Raw genomic sequence first — 15,116 nt, 5'->3', positions numbered from 1 at the left:
AGGAACGATTTTCCTTTACGCACGCGTGACCTTTCGCACCGCAACGAGACGGTCTAGGGTGGCGGCCAATTCAAACTAACGTTTAACGGGGAGTGCGCCTCTATGCGCGAAGCGGTCATTGTTTCCTACGCCCGCACCGGTCTGGCCAAGTCGGTCCGCGGCGGCTTCAACAACACGCATGGCGCGGCGATGGCCGGCCACGCGATCCAGCACGCGGTCGCCCGCGCCAAGCTCGAAGGCGCGGAAGTCGAGGACGTCGTCCTGGGCTGCGGCGGCCCTGAAGGCGCCACCGGCATGAACGTGGCCCGCAATGCGGCCATGTGGGCCGGCCTGCCGATCACCACCTCGGGCCAGACGGTCAACCGCTTCTGCTCGTCGGGCCTGCAGGCGATCGCCACGGCGGCCAACTATGTCCGCAACGACGGCGCGGAAGTCGCCATCGGCGGCGGCGTGGAGTCGATCTCGCTGGTCAACGCCAGCGGCCACATGAACCGCTACCACATCACCGAGGAGAAGCTCCTCAAGACCCATCCGGCGCTGTGGATGGCGATGATCGACACCGCTGACATCGTGGCCAAGCGCTACAATGTCAGCCGCGAGTACCAGGACGAGTACGCCCTGCGCAGCCAGCAGCGCATCGCTGCCGCCCAGGCCGCCGGCCTGTTCGACGACGAGATCGTGCCGATGGCCACCAAGATGAAGGTGGTCAACAAGGAGACCAAGGAAGAGAGCCTGGTCGACTACGTCGTCAGCAAGGACGAGTGCAACCGCGCCGACACCACGCTGGAAGGCCTGGCCAAGCTGGAGCCGGTCAAGGGCCCCGGCAACTTCGTCACCGCCGGCAACGCCAGCCAGCTGTCGGACGGCGCCGCCGCCGTCGTGGTGATGGAAGCCAAGGAAGCCGCCCGTCGCGGCCTTGAGCCCCTGGGCGCGTTCCGCGGCTTTGCGGTCGCCGGTTGCGAGCCCGACGAGATGGGCATCGGCCCCGTCTTCGCCGTGCCGCGCCTGCTGGAGCGCCACGGCCTGAAGGTCGACGACATCGACCTGTGGGAGCTGAACGAAGCCTTCGCCAGCCAGTGCCTCTACAGCCGCGATCGCCTGGGCATCGATCCGGAGAAGTACAACGTCAACGGCGGCTCGATCGCCATCGGCCACCCCTTCGGCATGACCGGCGCCCGCTGCGCTGGCCACCTCCTGCTGGAAGGCAAGCGCCGCAAGGCCAAGCTGGGCGTGGTGACCATGTGCATCGGCGGCGGCATGGGGGCGGCGGGCCTGTTCGAAATCTTCTGATTTCAATCTGACCACGGCTGCTGCTGCTCTTGAGCGCAGCGAATTGAAAAGGCCGGGAACCGTTAAGGCGGTTTCCGGCCTTTGTTGTTGGAGCACGCCTTCAACACACTGGGACGAGGGCGCGCGACCACCGTCGACGAACGTCTATCCAGACCGTCGGCGTCCGCGATTGTCGCTTCACGACGCAGACCAGAGATCCGACCATGGCCAGCAAGGCCTTCTTCGCCATCGCCCTCCTGATCGCCGCCGCCATCGGCCTCGCCTTGCCGACGCCGGGTCCGGGCCCCAAGCCCCAACCGACCCAGTCATCGTTCCAGACGATTGCGATCAACAAGGGCTGAAGCCAAAGCAAAAGGCTCCCGGCGAACCGGGAGCCTTCTGGCGATCAATCTGTCGGGCGATCAGAACTCTTCCCAGTCCTCGCGAACCGCCACGGCGGCGGAGCCTCGTCCGGGCCGCGCCGACAGCGTCGGACGCCGCGCGGGCGCTTCGGCGGGCGGCCGGTAGTCGACGCGCGGCGCGCTTGCCGCCGGCGCCATCGCCGCGCCTTGGGCCACGCGGAAGCGGGCGACCATTTCGGCCAGGGCCTTGGCCTCGTTCTTCAACGAGTGCGTAGCCGCAGTGGCCTCCTCGACCATGGCGGCGTTCTGCTGAACGACCTGGTCCATCTGGTTCACCGCCGTGTTGACCTCGTGCAGACCCGTCGCCTGCTCGCTGGCCGACGCCGAGATCTCCTTGACCAGGTTGTCGATGGTGGCGACCTGCTCGACGATCCGGTTCAGAGCCTCGCCTGTTTGGCCAACGAGGCTCACGCCCGCCTCGACCTGCTGGGTCGAGGTCGAGATCAGGGTCTTGATCTCCTTGGCGGCGTCGGCCGAGCGCTGGGCCAGGGCCCGGACTTCCTGGGCGACGACCGCGAAGCCGCGACCCGCCTCCCCCGCGCGCGCCGCTTCGACCCCGGCGTTCAGCGCGAGCAGGTTGGTCTGGAAGGCGATCTCGTCGATCACGCCGATGATCTGGCTGACCTGGTTGGACGAGGCCTCGATTTCCGTCATGGCCGAAACCGCCTGGCTGACGATCTGGCCCGACTTTTCAGCGTCCGTGCGGGCCACGGCGACGACCTGTGAAGCCTCCTTGGCGCCGGCGGCGGTCTTGCGGACCGTCGCGGTGATCTCGTCCAGCGCAGCAGCAGTCTCTTCGAGGCTGGCGGCCTGCTGCTCGGTGCGGCGCGACAGGTTGTCGGACGCCTGAGAGATCTCGTCCGTGCCGCTGTTCACCCCGCCGGTCGCCACGCTGATTGCCTGGATCGCTTCCTGCATCCGGTCGGCGGCGGCGTTGAAATTGGTCTTCAGGCTCTCGGTCTTGGGAGCGAACGGCGTCGTGATGCGGTGCGTCAGGTCGCCCGAGGCCATCCGATCCAGCCCCTCGTTCAGCGCCGAGATGGCGACAGCGTCGTGGTGGGCGATCTCGGCCTTTTCGGCCTCGCTGGCGGCGCGCTCCTCTTCCGCAGCCTGGCGCTGCGCGGCGGCGGCGGCCTCAATGCGGACCTTCTCCGCTTCGGAGTCCTTGAAGTAGGCCACCGCGCCGGCCATCTGGCCGATCTCGTCCTTGCGGCCGCGCGCCGGCACGTCGACGCTGTGATCGCCGGACGCCAAGCGGCGCATGGCGCTGGTCATGGCGGTGACAGGCTTGGCGATAGCGCCGGTCAGCAGCAGCCCGCCGGCGATCGCGATGGCGGCGGTGATCAGGATGCCGACCGCCAGGGCCAGGGTCGATTGCGCATCGGCGCGCTTCTGGGCCGCCGCTTCGGTCGCCAGCTCTTCCTCGGCGTTCTTGGTGATGGCCTCGATGGCGTTTTCGACGGGCTCGACGGCCTTGTCGGCGACGCCGTCATTGCGGACCAGCTCGACCGCCTGCGGACGGGTGGCCGGATCGGCGCCGAGGGCGAAGGCCGGCTCGATGGCCATTTTCCGATAGTTAGCGTAGGCGGCGTCGACGGCGGCGATCCGCGCGAGGTCTTCCTGATCTCCGTCAGCCAAGGCGCGCAGCCCATCCAGCGCCTTCAGGAACTTGGGCTTGTGAGCCTCTTCCAGGCGCTTGACGTAGTAGGAGTCGCCGGAGAGTAGGAAGCCGCGCAGCGAGTTCTCCTGGCGGGTCAGGCGGAAGGCGGCTTCGTTGGCGGCGCGCACCATTTCGTAGGCGCGCTCGGTCCGGTGCACCGACTTAGTGAAGCTCACATTATTGGCATACAGCGCCACGCCCATAAGCATGATCGTGGTCAGCATGACGGCGAACACCGCCATCAGCTTTTGCGAGATCTTCAGGTCACCAAAGGACACAGCCGGCTCCAAGTCAGGCGCTAGGCCACAAATCTCGGACAACGCTGGTATTTTCAGCACAGACCGACCGTAGCCTTCATCGTCAGACTTCCGCCGGAACCCCTTTCAGAGGCATTAACCTTGCCGCGGCGAGATGTCGCACACCCGACATTATCGCCTCTTTTTTGATCAGTGCGCCTCGTCCCAGTTGCTGGCGGCCCGCGCCTCAACCGTAAGCGGGATCGACAGGGCCACAGCCGGTTCGGCCGCCTTCTCCATCACCGCCCGGATCACGTCGCAGGCGCGGTCGGCTTCCGCCTCAGGCGCTTCAAAGACCAGTTCGTCGTGCACCTGCAGCAGCATCCGCGTCGACAGCCCGGCGGTCTCCAGCGCCTCAGGCATGCGGATCATCGCCCGGCGCATGACGTCGGCCGCCGCCCCCTGGATCGGGGCGTTGATCGCCGCGCGCTCGGCGAACTGGCGGTGCGCGGCCGACTTGGCCTCGATGTCGGGGATATTGATCTTCCGGCCAAAGATCGTGGTCACATAGCCGTGCTCGCGCACGAATGCCTTGGTCGCATCCATATAGGCCTGGATGCCCGGGAAGCGCTCGAAGTAGGTCTTGATATAGGCCCCAGCCTCGCCCTGGCCGATGCCCAGCTGGTTGGCCAGACCAAAGGCGCTGATGCCGTACACGATACCGAAATTGATCGCCTTGGCGCGACGGCGGATCATCGGGTCCATGCCTTCGATCGGCGTGTCGAACATCTCTGACGCGGTCATGGCGTGGATGTCGAGGCCCTCCTGGAAGGCCTTTTTCAGCTGCGGGATGTCGCCGATGTGGGCCAGCAGACGGAGCTCGATCTGGCTATAGTCGGCGCTGATCAGCACGTTGCCGGGCGCGGCGACGAAGGCCTTGCGGATCTTGCGGCCTTCCTCGGTGCGGACCGGGATGTTCTGCAGGTTCGGATCGGACGACGACAGGCGTCCCGTCGTTGTCGCCGCCAGGGCGTACGACGTGTGGACCCGACCCGTCGACGGCGCGATCGCCGCAATCAGGTTCTCGGTATAGGTGCCCTTGAGCTTGGAGAGCTGACGCCAGTCCAGCAGGACGCGCGGCAGTTCGTGTTCCAGGGCCAGGCTCTCCAGCACGTCGCTGTCGGTCGACCACTGGCCGGTGGCGGTCTTCTTGCCGCCCTTCATCTGCATTTCGCCAAACAGCACGTCGCCGATCTGCTTGGGGCTGCCGAGATTGAACGGCCGGCCGACCAGTTCCTGGGCGCGGGCCTCGAACTGCGCCATCCGCAACGAGAACTCGTTGGATAGCAGGCGCAGGGCTTCGGGATCTACGCGGACGCCGTTGTTCTCCATCATCGCCAGCACGGCCGGCATCGGGCGCTCCAGCGTCTCATAGACGGTCGACAGGCCAGCCCGCGCCAACTGCGGCTTCAGGTGGTGGTAGAGCCGCAGGGTGACGTCGGCGTCTTCGGCGGCGTAGGCCGTCGCCTCCGGCAGGGCCACATGCTTGAAGCTGATCTGGCCCTTGCCGCTGCCGGCGACCTGCTTGAACGGGATCGGCTTGTGGCCGAGATGCAGCTCGGACAGCTCATCCATGCCGTGGCCGTGCAGACCCGCCTCCAGCACATAGCTGATCAGCATGGTGTCTTCGATCGGCGCGACCTGGATCCCATGACGGGCCAGGACAGCGATGTCGTACTTGGCGTTCTGCGCGACCTTCAGCACCGCCGGGTCTTCCAGCAGCGGCTTGAGGGTGGCGATGACGTCGGCCAGCGGGATCTGCTCGATGTCGGCCGGGGCCTCGAAGGCCAGGCCGTCAGCCTTTTCGCAGTGGCTGATCGGGATGTAGCAGGCCTCGCCCGGCGCGATCGCCAGCGACACGCCGCACAGGCCGGCCGTCGCCGACGAAAGCGCGTCTGTCTCGGTGTCGAAGGCGACCAGGCCCTTGTCCGTCGCCTTGGCGACCCAGGCCTTCAAAGTCTCGAGGTCGCGAACACAGACATAGGCCGCATGGTCGATTTTCACCGGCTCGACCGGATGGGCGGCGGCGCGGGCGGCCGCGCCCATGTACGAGACGCTGACCACCGGCGCCTTGGGCGGCGCAGGCGGACGATCCAGCGTGCCGGGCGTCGTCGCCGCCGAGCCATCGCCGACCCGTCGGGCCAGCGAGCGGAACTCCATCTGCTCCAGGAAGGCGGCCAGAGCCTCCTTGTCGGGCTCGCGGACCTTCAGGTCATCCAGCGGCTCGGGCAGCGGCGTGTCGCAGTCCAGCTTGACCAGGGCCCGCGACAGGCGGATCTGGTCGGCGAAATTGATCAGGGTCTCGCGACGCTTGGGCTGCTTGATCTCGCCGGCGCGCGCCAGGAGCGTGTCGAGGTCGCCATATTCGGTGATCAGCTGGGCGGCGGTCTTGACGCCAATGCCCGGCGCGCCCGGCACGTTGTCGACGCTGTCGCCGCACAGGGCCTGAACGTCGACGACCTTGTCCGGATAGACGCCAAACTTCTCGAACACCTGCTCGCGCTCGATGCGCACGCCCTTCATCGGGTCGTACATCGAGACGCCATCGCCGACGAGCTGCATCAGGTCCTTGTCGGACGAGACGATGACCGCCTCGCCGCCGATGTCGCGGGCCTTGCAGGCGTAGGCGGCGATCAGATCGTCGGCCTCGTAGCCCGGCAATTCGATGGCCGGCACGCCGAACGCGCGGGTCGCCTCGCGCACCAGCGGGAACTGCGGGATAAGGTCTTCAGGCGGCGGCGGACGGTGGGCCTTGTACTGGTCGTAGAGGTCGTTCCGGAACGTCTTTTCCGAATGGTCCCAGATCACCGCCAGGTGGGTGGGCGTGTCGCCCTGCATGTCGCGCAACAGCTTCCACAGCATGTTGCAGAAGCCCTGCACCGCGCCAACTGGCAGGCCGTCGCTCTTGCGCGTCAGCGGCGGCAGGGCGTGGTAGGCGCGGAACAGATAGGCCGAGCCGTCGACCAGGAAGAGCCGGACGGCCGGGCCGTCCTGGGTCAGTTCGGAAGCGTTCGGAAGCGGGGGCGCGGCGGCGTCGGTCATGGCCGGCAACATAGGGGGCGCGGCGCGCGTCGGGAACCCTTAGGCGACCCCGCCCACAGAAACCACCGTGCCTGAGATCCTGGCTTGGCGGGGGGCGTAGCGGCGGCCATAAGAGCGCCCGTGTACGTCCCTCCCGAATCCTCAGAGCTCGACCGCGCGCGCGACGTCCTGCGCCGCACGTTCGGCCATGCCGACTTTCGGGGCCTGCAGGCCGGCGTCATCCATGAGCTGCTCACCGGCCACAGCGCCATGGCGGTGCTGCCCACCGGCGGCGGCAAGAGCCTGTGCTACCAGATCCCGTCGCTGATCCGGCCCGGACTGGGCCTCGTCATCTCGCCGCTGATCGCCCTGATGGCCGACCAGGTGCAGGGCCTGCGCCAGGCCGGCGTCGCGGCCGAGCGGCTCGATAGCAACATCTCGATGGATGAGCGCTCGGACATCTGGCGGCGCATCGACGCCGGCGAGGTCGATCTGCTCTATCTGTCGCCCGAAGGCCTGATGCAGCCCTGGATGCTGGATCGCCTGGCGCGCACGCCGCTGGCCCTGATCGCCGTCGACGAGGCCCACTGCGTCAGCCAGTGGGGCCACGACTTCCGGCCCGAGTACCGGATGCTGGGGCGGCTGGCGGAGCTGTTTCCCGACGTGCCACGCCTGGCCGTCACCGCCACCGCCGACGCCCGCACGCGCGATGACATCCGCGCCGAACTGCGCCTGCAGGGCGCGGCCGAGTTCGTCGACAGCTTCGCCCGCCCCGAACTGGCGCTGAGCGCCGAGCGCAAGCGCGGCAAGGGGCACGACCGGGTGGTCGAGCTCGTCCTCGAGCGGCCCGGTCGGTCCGGCGTCATCTACGCCGGCTCGCGCGATGGGACCGAAAAGCTGGCCGAGCGGCTCAACGCGGAAGGCGTCCCGGCCCTCGCCTATCACGCGGGCCTGGACAAGGCCGTTCGCGCCCGCCGGCTGGAAGACTTCCTAGAGGCCGACGCGGCGGTGATGGTCGCGACGATCGCGTTCGGCATGGGCGTCGACAAGCCCGACGTACGCTATGTGATCCACGCCGACCCGCCGGCCGCCATCGAGGCCTATTGGCAGGAGGTCGGCCGCGCCGGGCGCGACGGTCAGCCCGCCGAGGGCATCACCCTCTATGGCTCGGCCGACATGGCCTGGGCCGGTCGCCGGATCGAGACCCGCGAGGCGCCCGACGAGGTCAAGCAGGTGCAGTCGCGCAAGCTGCGCCAGTTCTACGCCATGCTGGAAGGCGTCACCTGCCGCGCCGCCGCCGTGCGCCGCTATTTCGGCGAAGAGGGCGTCGGCCGCTGCGGGGTCTGCGACATCTGCGTCTCGCCGCCGACCGGGATCGACGCCACGCAGGCGGCCCAGAAGGCGCTATCGGCGGTCCATCGCCTGGGCGGCCGACTGGGACGTGGCCGGGTCATCGAGCACCTGATGGGCAAGACCAAGGACGTGACGCCCCAGGAGGCGCAGCTGCCGACCTTCGGCATCGGCCGGGAGTTCAGCCAGCCGACCTGGCGCGATCTCTTCGACACCCTGATCTTCGAGGGGCTGCTGCGCGAGGATCCGAACGATGGGCGTCCGCTGGTGGGCCTGGGCGACGTCGAGGGGGTGCGGCAGGTCTATCGCAACGAGCGCAAGGTCGCGCTGCGCCAGACCACCGACGCGTCCGACGGCGGCCGTGCGGGCGGCGGAATCCGCAAGCGTCGCGAAGGCCGCGCCCTCACCATCCCGCCCGAGAACCAGCTGCTGTTCGAGGCCCTGCGGTCCTGGCGCAAGGAACAAGCCCAGCTGCAGCATGTGCCGCCCTATGTGATCTTCCACGACGCCACCCTGGCCGAGATCGCCGCCGCGCGCCCGACCACCCTGGCGACCCTGGGCAAGGCCGGCGGCGTCGGCCAAGGCAAGCTCGATCGCTACGGCGAGGCGGTTTTGAAGGTGGTGCGGGAGAACTAATCGGCGCGCCGCGAGTTTCCACCGGGTCAAGCCGAGGAGCCTCCCCATGACCGATATCAGCAGCTTCACCCCGTCCAACGTCAGCGCCGCTGCGGACAGCGCCGCCAAGACCACCGCCGAAAAGACCAAGCGCGCCAAGGAAGCCGCGCTGGACGCCGTGAAGGCCGCCCGCGAAACCGCGAGTGAAGTCGCCCAGCAGACCCGCACCTTCGCGACCGAGAAGGCCCGCGTCGGCGCGGCCTGGACCACCGAGAAGGCCAAGGTCGCTCACCATGTCGCCGAAGAGCATCCTATGGGCGTCGCCCTCGGCGCCTTCGCCATCGGCCTGGGCCTGGGCTTCCTGATCTCGCGCAATCGACACTAAGGCTAAGCGCGGCGGGCGTATAATGCCCTGACCAAAGGCCGAATTCGCCGCTCGCACGTTCGTCCATCCGGACAGAAATCCTCGTCCTTCGACAAGCTCAGGATCAGGATTTTGTGCGAGCCGAGGCCAACAGTCGTCCTCACCCTGAGCGCGTCGAGGGCGAGGACGGTCGACCTCAGAGACTAAGCCGCTCGGCGTTCACGCCCGCCGCCCGCCAAGCGGCGAGGCGTCCGAACGCCAGCGTCAGGGCCTTGCGCCGCGCCGGGGCCAGCGGCGTGAGCGGCGCCTCGCGCACCACCGCTCCGCCGAACCCGTCCGCGACCAGCAGGCCGGGATCCTCGGGCAGGATTCCGTCTGGAAAACTGGGGGCGACCGCGAAATAGAAAGCGTCGCAGAAGGGCGCGTAGTCGCCCCACTTGCGATCGACCCGGAAATCCTCCAGCCCCGATTTCACCTCGACGATCAGCACGTCGCCCTTGGGCCCCAGGGCCATCAGGTCGGCGCGGCGGCCGTTGGGCAGGGTCACCTCCGCCAGGGGCGCATAGCCCAGGTCGACCAGCAGCCGCGCCGCGCCGCGCGTCACGGCCAGCGTGGTTTCGGGGCGGGAGGGGGCCAGTTCGATGATCACGTCCATCGATACAATCATGTTCCATCTTTGTTCGCAGATCAAGCCAGGCGGCGCTGGCCTTCCCGGCGCCCGCCGCCTAAAGACGGACCATGTCCGGCGCCCGCGCTTCCTTCCTGCCCTATGCGGCGCTCTTGGCCGCGATCGTCACGCTGTGCGTGGGGACCTCATTCGCCAAGACCCTGTTCCCGCTGGTCGGCGCCCAGGGCGTCAGCGCCTATCGCGTCGGCTTCTCGGCCCTGATCCTGCTGGCCATCTGGCGTCCCTGGCGTCATCGGCTCTCCGTGGCCGACCTTCGCACCGTGGCGATGTACGGCGCCGTGATGGGCACGATGAACCTGTGCTTCTACATGTCGATCCGCACCATCCCGCTGGGCCTGGCCATCGCCATCGAGTTCATGGGTCCGTTGGTGCTGGCCGTGGCCCACTCGCGCCGCCTGATCCACTTCGTCTGGATCGCCCTGGCGGTGCTGGGCCTTGGCCTGCTGCTGCCGATCAATCCGGGCGCCGAGCCGCTGGACCCGGTGGGCGTGGCCTATGCCTGCGCGGCGGCGGTGATGTGGGCGCTCTACATCATCCTGGGCAAACGCACGGCCCACCTGCATGCCGGACGCTCGGTCGCGCTGGGCATGACCACCGCCGCGCTGATCGTCGCGCCGATCGGCGTGGTCTCGGCCGGCGCGACGCTGTTTGATCCGAAGATCGCCGCCCTGGGCCTGGTGGTGGCGGTGCTGTCCAGCGCCATCCCCTATTCGCTGGAGATGATCGCCCTGCGCGGCATCCCCAAGCGCAGCTTCGGCGTCCTGCTCAGCCTGGAACCGGCGGTCGGGGCGCTGGCGGGGCTGGCGATCCTGCACGAGCGGCTGGCCCTGACCCAATGGCTGGCCATCGCCGCCATCGTCGCCGCCTCGGCCGGAACCATCCTGACCACGCCCGCTGAGGCGATCAGCGAGGATGTTCCCTAAGGCTCAGCGCTGTCCGCCGCGCGCGACGAACCAGCCGTTGCGGAAGCTCTGGTCAGCCTTGCCGTAGAGGAACGGCGAGCCGTCCGGCTGGGTGAACGCCCCGCCGGCGGCGACCAGCACCGCGTGGCCGGCGGCGGTGTCCCACTCCGAGGTTGGCCCGTGGCGCGGATAGATGTCGGCCGAGCCCTCGGCGATCCGGCACATCTTGATCGAGCTGTCCATCGGCGTGCGCAGGTCAAAGCCGTACTCGGCCGCCAGTTCGGTCGCCTTTTCTTCGCGCATCGTATGGCTGATCAGGCCCAGCGCCTGGCCGGTCGGCCAAGGGCGAACCCGGATCGGCGTCTCGGGCGCGTCGGGGCCCGCGCGCTTGGCGGCGCCCTCAACCGTCGTGAACCACACCTCGCCCGTGGCCGGCGCGCAGACCGCACCGGCGACCGGAACGCCCTGCTCGATCAGGCCGATATTGACCGTGAAGTTCGGGTCGCCGCGCACGAACGCCTTGGTGCCGTCGACCGGGTCAACCAGGAAGAAACGCGGACCGATCGCCTCAGGCGTGCCGAACTCGCTGGCGTCCTCCTCCGAGATCACGGGAATATCGGGATAGAGCTTCGCCAGACGCTCGAGGATCAGGCGCTCGCCGGCGCGATCAGCCTCGGTGACCGGGCTCTCGTCAGCCTTCTGAGCGACAGCCAGCTCCGTGCGCCAGAACGGCAGGATGACGACGGCGGCTTCCTCGGTGATCTTGGCGAGGGTTCGACCCCACTCCGCCAGGTCCTTGGCCGTCAGGTTCTTGTCGCTCATGCCTGCCCCCGGGGGTCGTCGCCGACGAAGACCAGCCGCACCCGCGTGGCGTCGATGGTCTGCTTGCCGGCCTCTTCGAAATTCACCGTCACGCGATGCCCGATCACGGACTGAACCTGACCCAGGCCCCAGTCGGGCTGGCCAGGATGGCGCACCAGGACGCCAGGCTCGAGGAACGGATCGATCACGGTCGCTTCCATAGGGCCTGTCCGCGCGGGATGAAATCGGAGACCCGCCAAACGCGTGCGTTATTTTCTCCTAGCGGCGATAGGGGTGCGTCGCCTGGGCCGGTTTGCGAAAGACTCAAATCACGGCAGAGTTCGCCGCCATGACCGAGACCGTCACCGAAACCGCCGCCCCCGCCTCCCCCGAGACCGACGTCCAGGGCCCCGATTTCGCCGCCATGCTGGCCGCGCGCCTGTGTCACGACTTCATCAGTCCGGCCAGCGCCATCGTCTCGGGCCTTGACCTGCTGGAAGACCCCTCCGCCCAGGACATGCGCGATGACGCCATGAACCTGATCGCCTCGTCGGCCCGCAAACTGGCCGACCTGCTGCAGTTCACCCGCGTGGCGTTCGGCGCCTCGGCCTCGGCGGAAAACTTCGACTCCCGCGAGCTGGAAAAGCTGGCGCAAGGCGTTTTCGCCCACGTGCGACCGACCCTGGACTGGCAGATCGAACCGCAAGCGATGAACAAGCCCTCGTCGCGCGCGGTGCTGAACATCGCCCAGATCGCCGCCAGCGCCCTGCCGGCCGGCGGCGTCGCCAGCGTCAAGGGCGTCGCCGCCGACGGCCGCTTCTCGATCATCGCCGACGCTGCGGGCCCGCGCGCCCGACTGCGTCCGGAAGTCCTGGCGGGCCTGAAGGGCGAACCGCTGGCCGAGGGCCTGGGTGGTCCCTGGGTGCAGGCCGCCTATCTGAACGCCCTGGTGCGCGCAGCCGGCGGCCAGATCGCCGTCGAGATTGGCGAGGAGCGCGCCTCGATCGCCGCCTGGGTGCCCGCGTAAACTTTACAATCTCACACGCCCCAATCCGGGTTTAGCAAACCGCTCCTTAACCAGAGGCCGCGCATGGTGGCTCTCTGGATTGGAGCGCGCCGTGAAGACCTGTCTGGTGGTCGACGACAGCCGGGTGATCCGCAAGGTCGCCCGCCGAGTCCTCGAGGACATCGGCTTCGAGATCGCTGAGGCCGCCGATGGCATGGAGGCCCTGGCGTGGTGCCGCGCGGCCATGCCTGACGCCGTGCTGCTGGACTGGAACATGCCGGTGATGAACGGCATCGACTTTCTGCGCCAGCTCCGCAGCGAGCCGGGCGGCGACCTCCCCAAGGTCGTGTTCTGCACGGTCGAGAACGCCCCCGACCATATCCGCGCCGCGCTCGACGCCGGTGCGGACGAATATATCATGAAGCCGTTCGACGGCGACATCATCGAGGCGAAGTTCGCCGAGGTTGGCCTGCTGTGACGCCCGAGGACATGGACCTGCTGGCGGCCCTTGGCCGGGCCCGCGCCGGCGTTCGGGTCGAGACCGAGAAGCCCTATCTGATCGAGAGCCGCCTGGCCCCGTTGGCGCGCCGGGAAGGTTACGACTCGATCGACGCGCTGATCGCGGCGCTGCGAAGCAAGCGCGAGGAGCGCCTGATCTGGGCCGTGGTGGAGGCCTTGTGCCGCGGCGAGACCACCTTCTTCCGCGACCGTGAGACCTTCGCCCAGCTGCGGGACCAGATCCTCCCGGCCCTGTCGCATCGCCGTCGCGAAGCCCCGATCCGGATCTGGAGCGCCGCCTGCGCCACGGGCCAGGAAGTCTATTCGATGGCGATCGCCGCCGCCGAAGCCCCTGGGCTGGCCACCGGCACGCGGTTCGAGTTCTTCGGTTCGGATCTTTCGGAGCGCAGCCTGGAGAAGGCCCAGGCAGGCCTCTACACCCAGTTCGAGGTGCAGCGCGGCCTGCCGATCCGGATGCTGATCAAGTACTTCGAGAACCAGGACGACACCTGGGCGATCTCGCCGCGCATCCGCCAGATGGTGCGCTGGAAGCGCATCAACCTGCTGGCCGACCTGTCAGCGATGGGCCGGTTCGACGTGATCCTGCTGCGCAACGTGCTGGGCGGCATGGACGCCTCGCTGCGCGGCAAGGTGGCCCGTGCGTTGGCGGCGCTGCTTCCCGACGACGGCGTCCTGGTTCTGGACGCCGAGGATGACGCGTCGGAAATCGACGAACTGCTGACGCCCGCTCCGGGCGGGCGGGGCATCTATCTGCGCGATCCGTCCATCCGTGCGGCAGCCGCATAGGCCTTGCTCGGCGCCCGCGCCACCGACGCGCCGCCCACCAGCGCCCCAAAGGCTTCCCGCAATCGCGCCACGCCGCCCACGGGCGACGGGGTTAGCGCGGCCAGCGCTGGCGCAAGCTTGCGAAAGAGAATGGGCGGCGCTTCCGGGCCGATGATCGCCTGGCGAAGATCCATCATCTCGACCACCACGCGGGTCGCCTTGCGCCACGCCACCGGCGGACTGACGCCGTGCGGCGGGGGCGCACGGCAGTCGGAGAAGTCGGGCCGCAAACCGCATCCCGCTTCGATCGCGTGTTCAATGGAACGCGCATAAGCCTGGTCCCGAGCGAGCCTGTCCACATCCACCACCAGGTCGGCATGCGGCAGCGCCTTGAGGTACGACCGCAGCCAGACCGCCAGGAAAGCCTGGAACGATACGCTGGCGGGCGCACGCTTGAGCCGCGCGCGGACCGCCGCGATCCGGTCGGCCAACGGCGCTTCCGTATCGAACGACTCGCCGAGCAGCGCGTGGGAGACGTCGGCGCAGTCCCCCATCTCCGAGAGCAGGACATAGTGGCAGAGCTCGAAATAGGTCGGACGCGGCCGGCGGCGCAGCGAATAGAACGACAGCCATTGCTGGACCGGATCGCGGATCAGCACGATGTGGAAGCCGCCAAAGCGCCGCTTGAGCCAGCCGGCGCGGCCAAGGGTGCGACAACAGGCCAGCACGGGCGTCTCGCCGCGCTCGCGTGCGGCCGCGGTCAGGCCCTCGACATAGACCTGCTGTTCCAGGTCGCTCGCCTCAGGCTCGATCCAGAAACGGTCCAGCGCGAAACGCGGATCAAACGCCCGCACCCCGCCTGCCGGATCCAGCACGACATCGAACTCGCGCAGATAGGGCGTCTCTCCGCCGGGATGGCGCAAGCCGCTGTTATCCGGCGTCTGGGCGTTGATCGTCTCGGTGGTGACGCTGGCGAGCTGCTCATGGAACGGCTCGTAGTAGGCCCGCACGCCGGGCAAGGCGCGGAAGCGATGCCAGACATAGGTGCTGGAACAGCGCCAGCCGCTGTGGATGAAGACGCTCGTTAGATCGGATGGCGGCAAGTCGCTCGGGCTCCTGCAATTGGCAGAGCTTCCCGGTCAAATCTTGCGGTCGAATATCGAGAATGCCGCTCAAGGTTGCACGCCTGAAACAGACGCCTGGCGCTGAAACGAAAAGGCCCGCCAGAAGGACTGGCGGGCCTCTGAAAAGCCGCGTTCGGCCTAGTTGTTCTTGACGTCGCGGGCCGTGTCCGTGACGGCCTTGCCGGCCGACGAAACGTCCTTGCCTGCGCCTTCGACCGTGTTGCAGGCTGCAACCGACAGGGACGCAGCTAGGGCGGCGAGGATCACCAGTTTACGCATCATTTTCTCCGCTGTTCGCCGGCGGCCATCGCGGG

General features: G+C 68.1%; 15 protein-coding genes and 1 pseudogene. 8 read left to right on the top strand and 8 right to left on the bottom strand.

What is annotated here, in order from left to right:
* Window positions 1-102 precede the first annotated feature (102 nt).
* Window positions 103-1,290, top strand: a complete 1,188-nt coding sequence (locus tag ACT53N_RS10985) for an acetyl-CoA C-acyltransferase (protein WP_310215890.1) — start codon at window positions 103-105, stop codon at window positions 1,288-1,290.
* A 203-nt stretch (window positions 1,291-1,493) separates the two neighbouring features.
* The gene (locus tag ACT53N_RS10980; protein ID WP_476063935.1) at window positions 1,494-1,631 is read left to right on the top strand and encodes a hypothetical protein; all 138 of its coding nucleotides are present in this window, start codon (window positions 1,494-1,496) and stop codon (window positions 1,629-1,631) included.
* A gap of 60 nt (window positions 1,632-1,691) precedes the next feature.
* Here the strand turns inward: ACT53N_RS10980 and ACT53N_RS10975 are convergent, their stop codons facing one another.
* Both ACT53N_RS10975 and polA read right to left on the bottom strand, forming a co-directional pair.
* Complete coding sequence (locus tag ACT53N_RS10975) at window positions 1,692-3,629, bottom strand: HAMP domain-containing methyl-accepting chemotaxis protein (protein ID WP_476063934.1); 1,938 nt, start codon at window positions 3,627-3,629, stop codon at window positions 1,692-1,694.
* 168 nt (window positions 3,630-3,797) lie between these two features.
* Complete coding sequence (gene polA, locus ACT53N_RS10970) at window positions 3,798-6,689, bottom strand: DNA polymerase I (protein WP_476063933.1); 2,892 nt, start codon at window positions 6,687-6,689, stop codon at window positions 3,798-3,800.
* A gap of 120 nt (window positions 6,690-6,809) precedes the next feature.
* Here polA and recQ point away from each other — a divergent pair, with 120 nt between their 5' ends.
* Complete coding sequence (gene recQ, locus ACT53N_RS10965) at window positions 6,810-8,654, top strand: DNA helicase RecQ (protein WP_476063932.1); 1,845 nt, start codon at window positions 6,810-6,812, stop codon at window positions 8,652-8,654.
* Window positions 8,655-8,700: 46 nt separating this feature from the next.
* On the top strand, window positions 8,701-9,018 hold the full coding sequence (locus ACT53N_RS10960) for a hypothetical protein (RefSeq protein WP_476063931.1): 318 nt from the start codon (window positions 8,701-8,703) through the stop codon (window positions 9,016-9,018).
* 74 nt (window positions 9,019-9,092) lie between these two features.
* Here ACT53N_RS10960 and ACT53N_RS10955 read toward each other — a convergent pair.
* A pseudogene (locus ACT53N_RS10955) lies at window positions 9,093-9,173 on the bottom strand (hypothetical protein); the annotation flags it as partial.
* 20 nt (window positions 9,174-9,193) lie between these two features.
* Complete coding sequence (gene mmcB, locus ACT53N_RS10950; RefSeq protein WP_010921296.1) at window positions 9,194-9,652, bottom strand: DNA repair putative endonuclease MmcB; 459 nt, start codon at window positions 9,650-9,652, stop codon at window positions 9,194-9,196.
* A gap of 83 nt (window positions 9,653-9,735) precedes the next feature.
* Here mmcB and ACT53N_RS10945 point away from each other — a divergent pair, with 83 nt between their 5' ends.
* Window positions 9,736-10,608 carry an EamA family transporter gene (locus ACT53N_RS10945; protein WP_476063930.1) on the top strand — a complete coding sequence of 291 codons (873 nt, stop codon included), beginning with the start codon at window positions 9,736-9,738 and terminating at the stop codon, window positions 10,606-10,608.
* A 3-nt stretch (window positions 10,609-10,611) separates the two neighbouring features.
* Here the strand turns inward: ACT53N_RS10945 and cysQ are convergent, their stop codons facing one another.
* Together cysQ and ACT53N_RS10935 are read right to left on the bottom strand one after the other, a co-directional pair.
* Window positions 10,612-11,409: a 3'(2'),5'-bisphosphate nucleotidase CysQ gene (gene cysQ / locus ACT53N_RS10940; protein WP_476063929.1), complete on the bottom strand. Its 798-nt coding sequence runs from the start codon at window positions 11,407-11,409 to the stop codon at window positions 10,612-10,614.
* Window positions 11,406-11,597, bottom strand: coding sequence for a DUF3553 domain-containing protein (locus ACT53N_RS10935; protein WP_024265963.1), 192 nt, complete (start codon window positions 11,595-11,597; stop codon window positions 11,406-11,408). Before ACT53N_RS10935 ends, cysQ begins: the two co-directional genes overlap by 4 nt.
* 140 nt (window positions 11,598-11,737) lie before the next feature.
* Here ACT53N_RS10935 and chpT point away from each other — a divergent pair, with 140 nt between their 5' ends.
* From chpT to ACT53N_RS10920, 3 genes are all read left to right on the top strand, one after another.
* Window positions 11,738-12,415: a histidine phosphotransferase ChpT gene (gene chpT / locus ACT53N_RS10930; protein WP_476063928.1), complete on the top strand. Its 678-nt coding sequence runs from the start codon at window positions 11,738-11,740 to the stop codon at window positions 12,413-12,415.
* Between the two features lie 79 nt (window positions 12,416-12,494).
* On the top strand, window positions 12,495-12,872 hold the full coding sequence (locus ACT53N_RS10925; protein WP_476063927.1) for a response regulator: 378 nt from the start codon (window positions 12,495-12,497) through the stop codon (window positions 12,870-12,872).
* Window positions 12,869-13,699, top strand: a complete 831-nt coding sequence (locus ACT53N_RS10920; protein ID WP_476063926.1) for a CheR family methyltransferase — start codon at window positions 12,869-12,871, stop codon at window positions 13,697-13,699. Before ACT53N_RS10925 ends, ACT53N_RS10920 begins: the two co-directional genes overlap by 4 nt.
* Here ACT53N_RS10920 and ACT53N_RS10915 read toward each other — a convergent pair.
* Together ACT53N_RS10915 and ACT53N_RS10910 are read right to left on the bottom strand one after the other, a co-directional pair.
* Window positions 13,660-14,781 carry a hypothetical protein gene (locus ACT53N_RS10915; protein ID WP_476063925.1) on the bottom strand — a complete coding sequence of 374 codons (1,122 nt, stop codon included), beginning with the start codon at window positions 14,779-14,781 and terminating at the stop codon, window positions 13,660-13,662. The genes ACT53N_RS10920 and ACT53N_RS10915 overlap by 40 nt on opposite strands.
* Window positions 14,782-14,940: 159 nt before the next feature.
* The gene (locus tag ACT53N_RS10910) at window positions 14,941-15,084 is read right to left on the bottom strand and encodes an entericidin A/B family lipoprotein (RefSeq protein ID WP_310215920.1); all 144 of its coding nucleotides are present in this window, start codon (window positions 15,082-15,084) and stop codon (window positions 14,941-14,943) included.
* Window positions 15,085-15,116: the final 32 nt, after the last annotated feature.

This window comes from Caulobacter sp. DMC95 (genome assembly GCF_056313785.1).
Note: the sequence above shows the minus strand (reverse complement) of the source record. Positions and strands in the feature narration are given on the sequence as shown.

Bases quoted from the DNA above. Each gene is read 5' to 3' on its own strand.
- ACT53N_RS10985 (WP_310215890.1), top strand. From the start codon at position 103: ATGCGCGAAGCGGTCATTGTTTCCTACGCCCGCACCGGTCTGGCCAAG.
- ACT53N_RS10980 (WP_476063935.1), top strand. From the start codon at position 1,494: ATGGCCAGCAAGGCCTTCTTCGCCATCGCCCTCCTGATCGCCGCCGCC.
- polA (WP_476063933.1), bottom strand. From the start codon at position 6,689: ATGACCGACGCCGCCGCGCCCCCGCTTCCGAACGCTTCCGAACTGACC.
- ACT53N_RS10960 (WP_476063931.1), top strand. From the start codon at position 8,701: ATGACCGATATCAGCAGCTTCACCCCGTCCAACGTCAGCGCCGCTGCG.
- mmcB (WP_010921296.1), bottom strand. From the start codon at position 9,652: ATGGACGTGATCATCGAACTGGCCCCCTCCCGCCCCGAAACCACGCTG.
- ACT53N_RS10945 (WP_476063930.1), top strand. From the start codon at position 9,736: ATGTCCGGCGCCCGCGCTTCCTTCCTGCCCTATGCGGCGCTCTTGGCC.
- cysQ (WP_476063929.1), bottom strand. From the start codon at position 11,409: ATGAGCGACAAGAACCTGACGGCCAAGGACCTGGCGGAGTGGGGTCGA.
- chpT (WP_476063928.1), top strand. From the start codon at position 11,738: ATGACCGAGACCGTCACCGAAACCGCCGCCCCCGCCTCCCCCGAGACC.
- ACT53N_RS10910 (WP_310215920.1), bottom strand. From the start codon at position 15,084: ATGATGCGTAAACTGGTGATCCTCGCCGCCCTAGCTGCGTCCCTGTCG.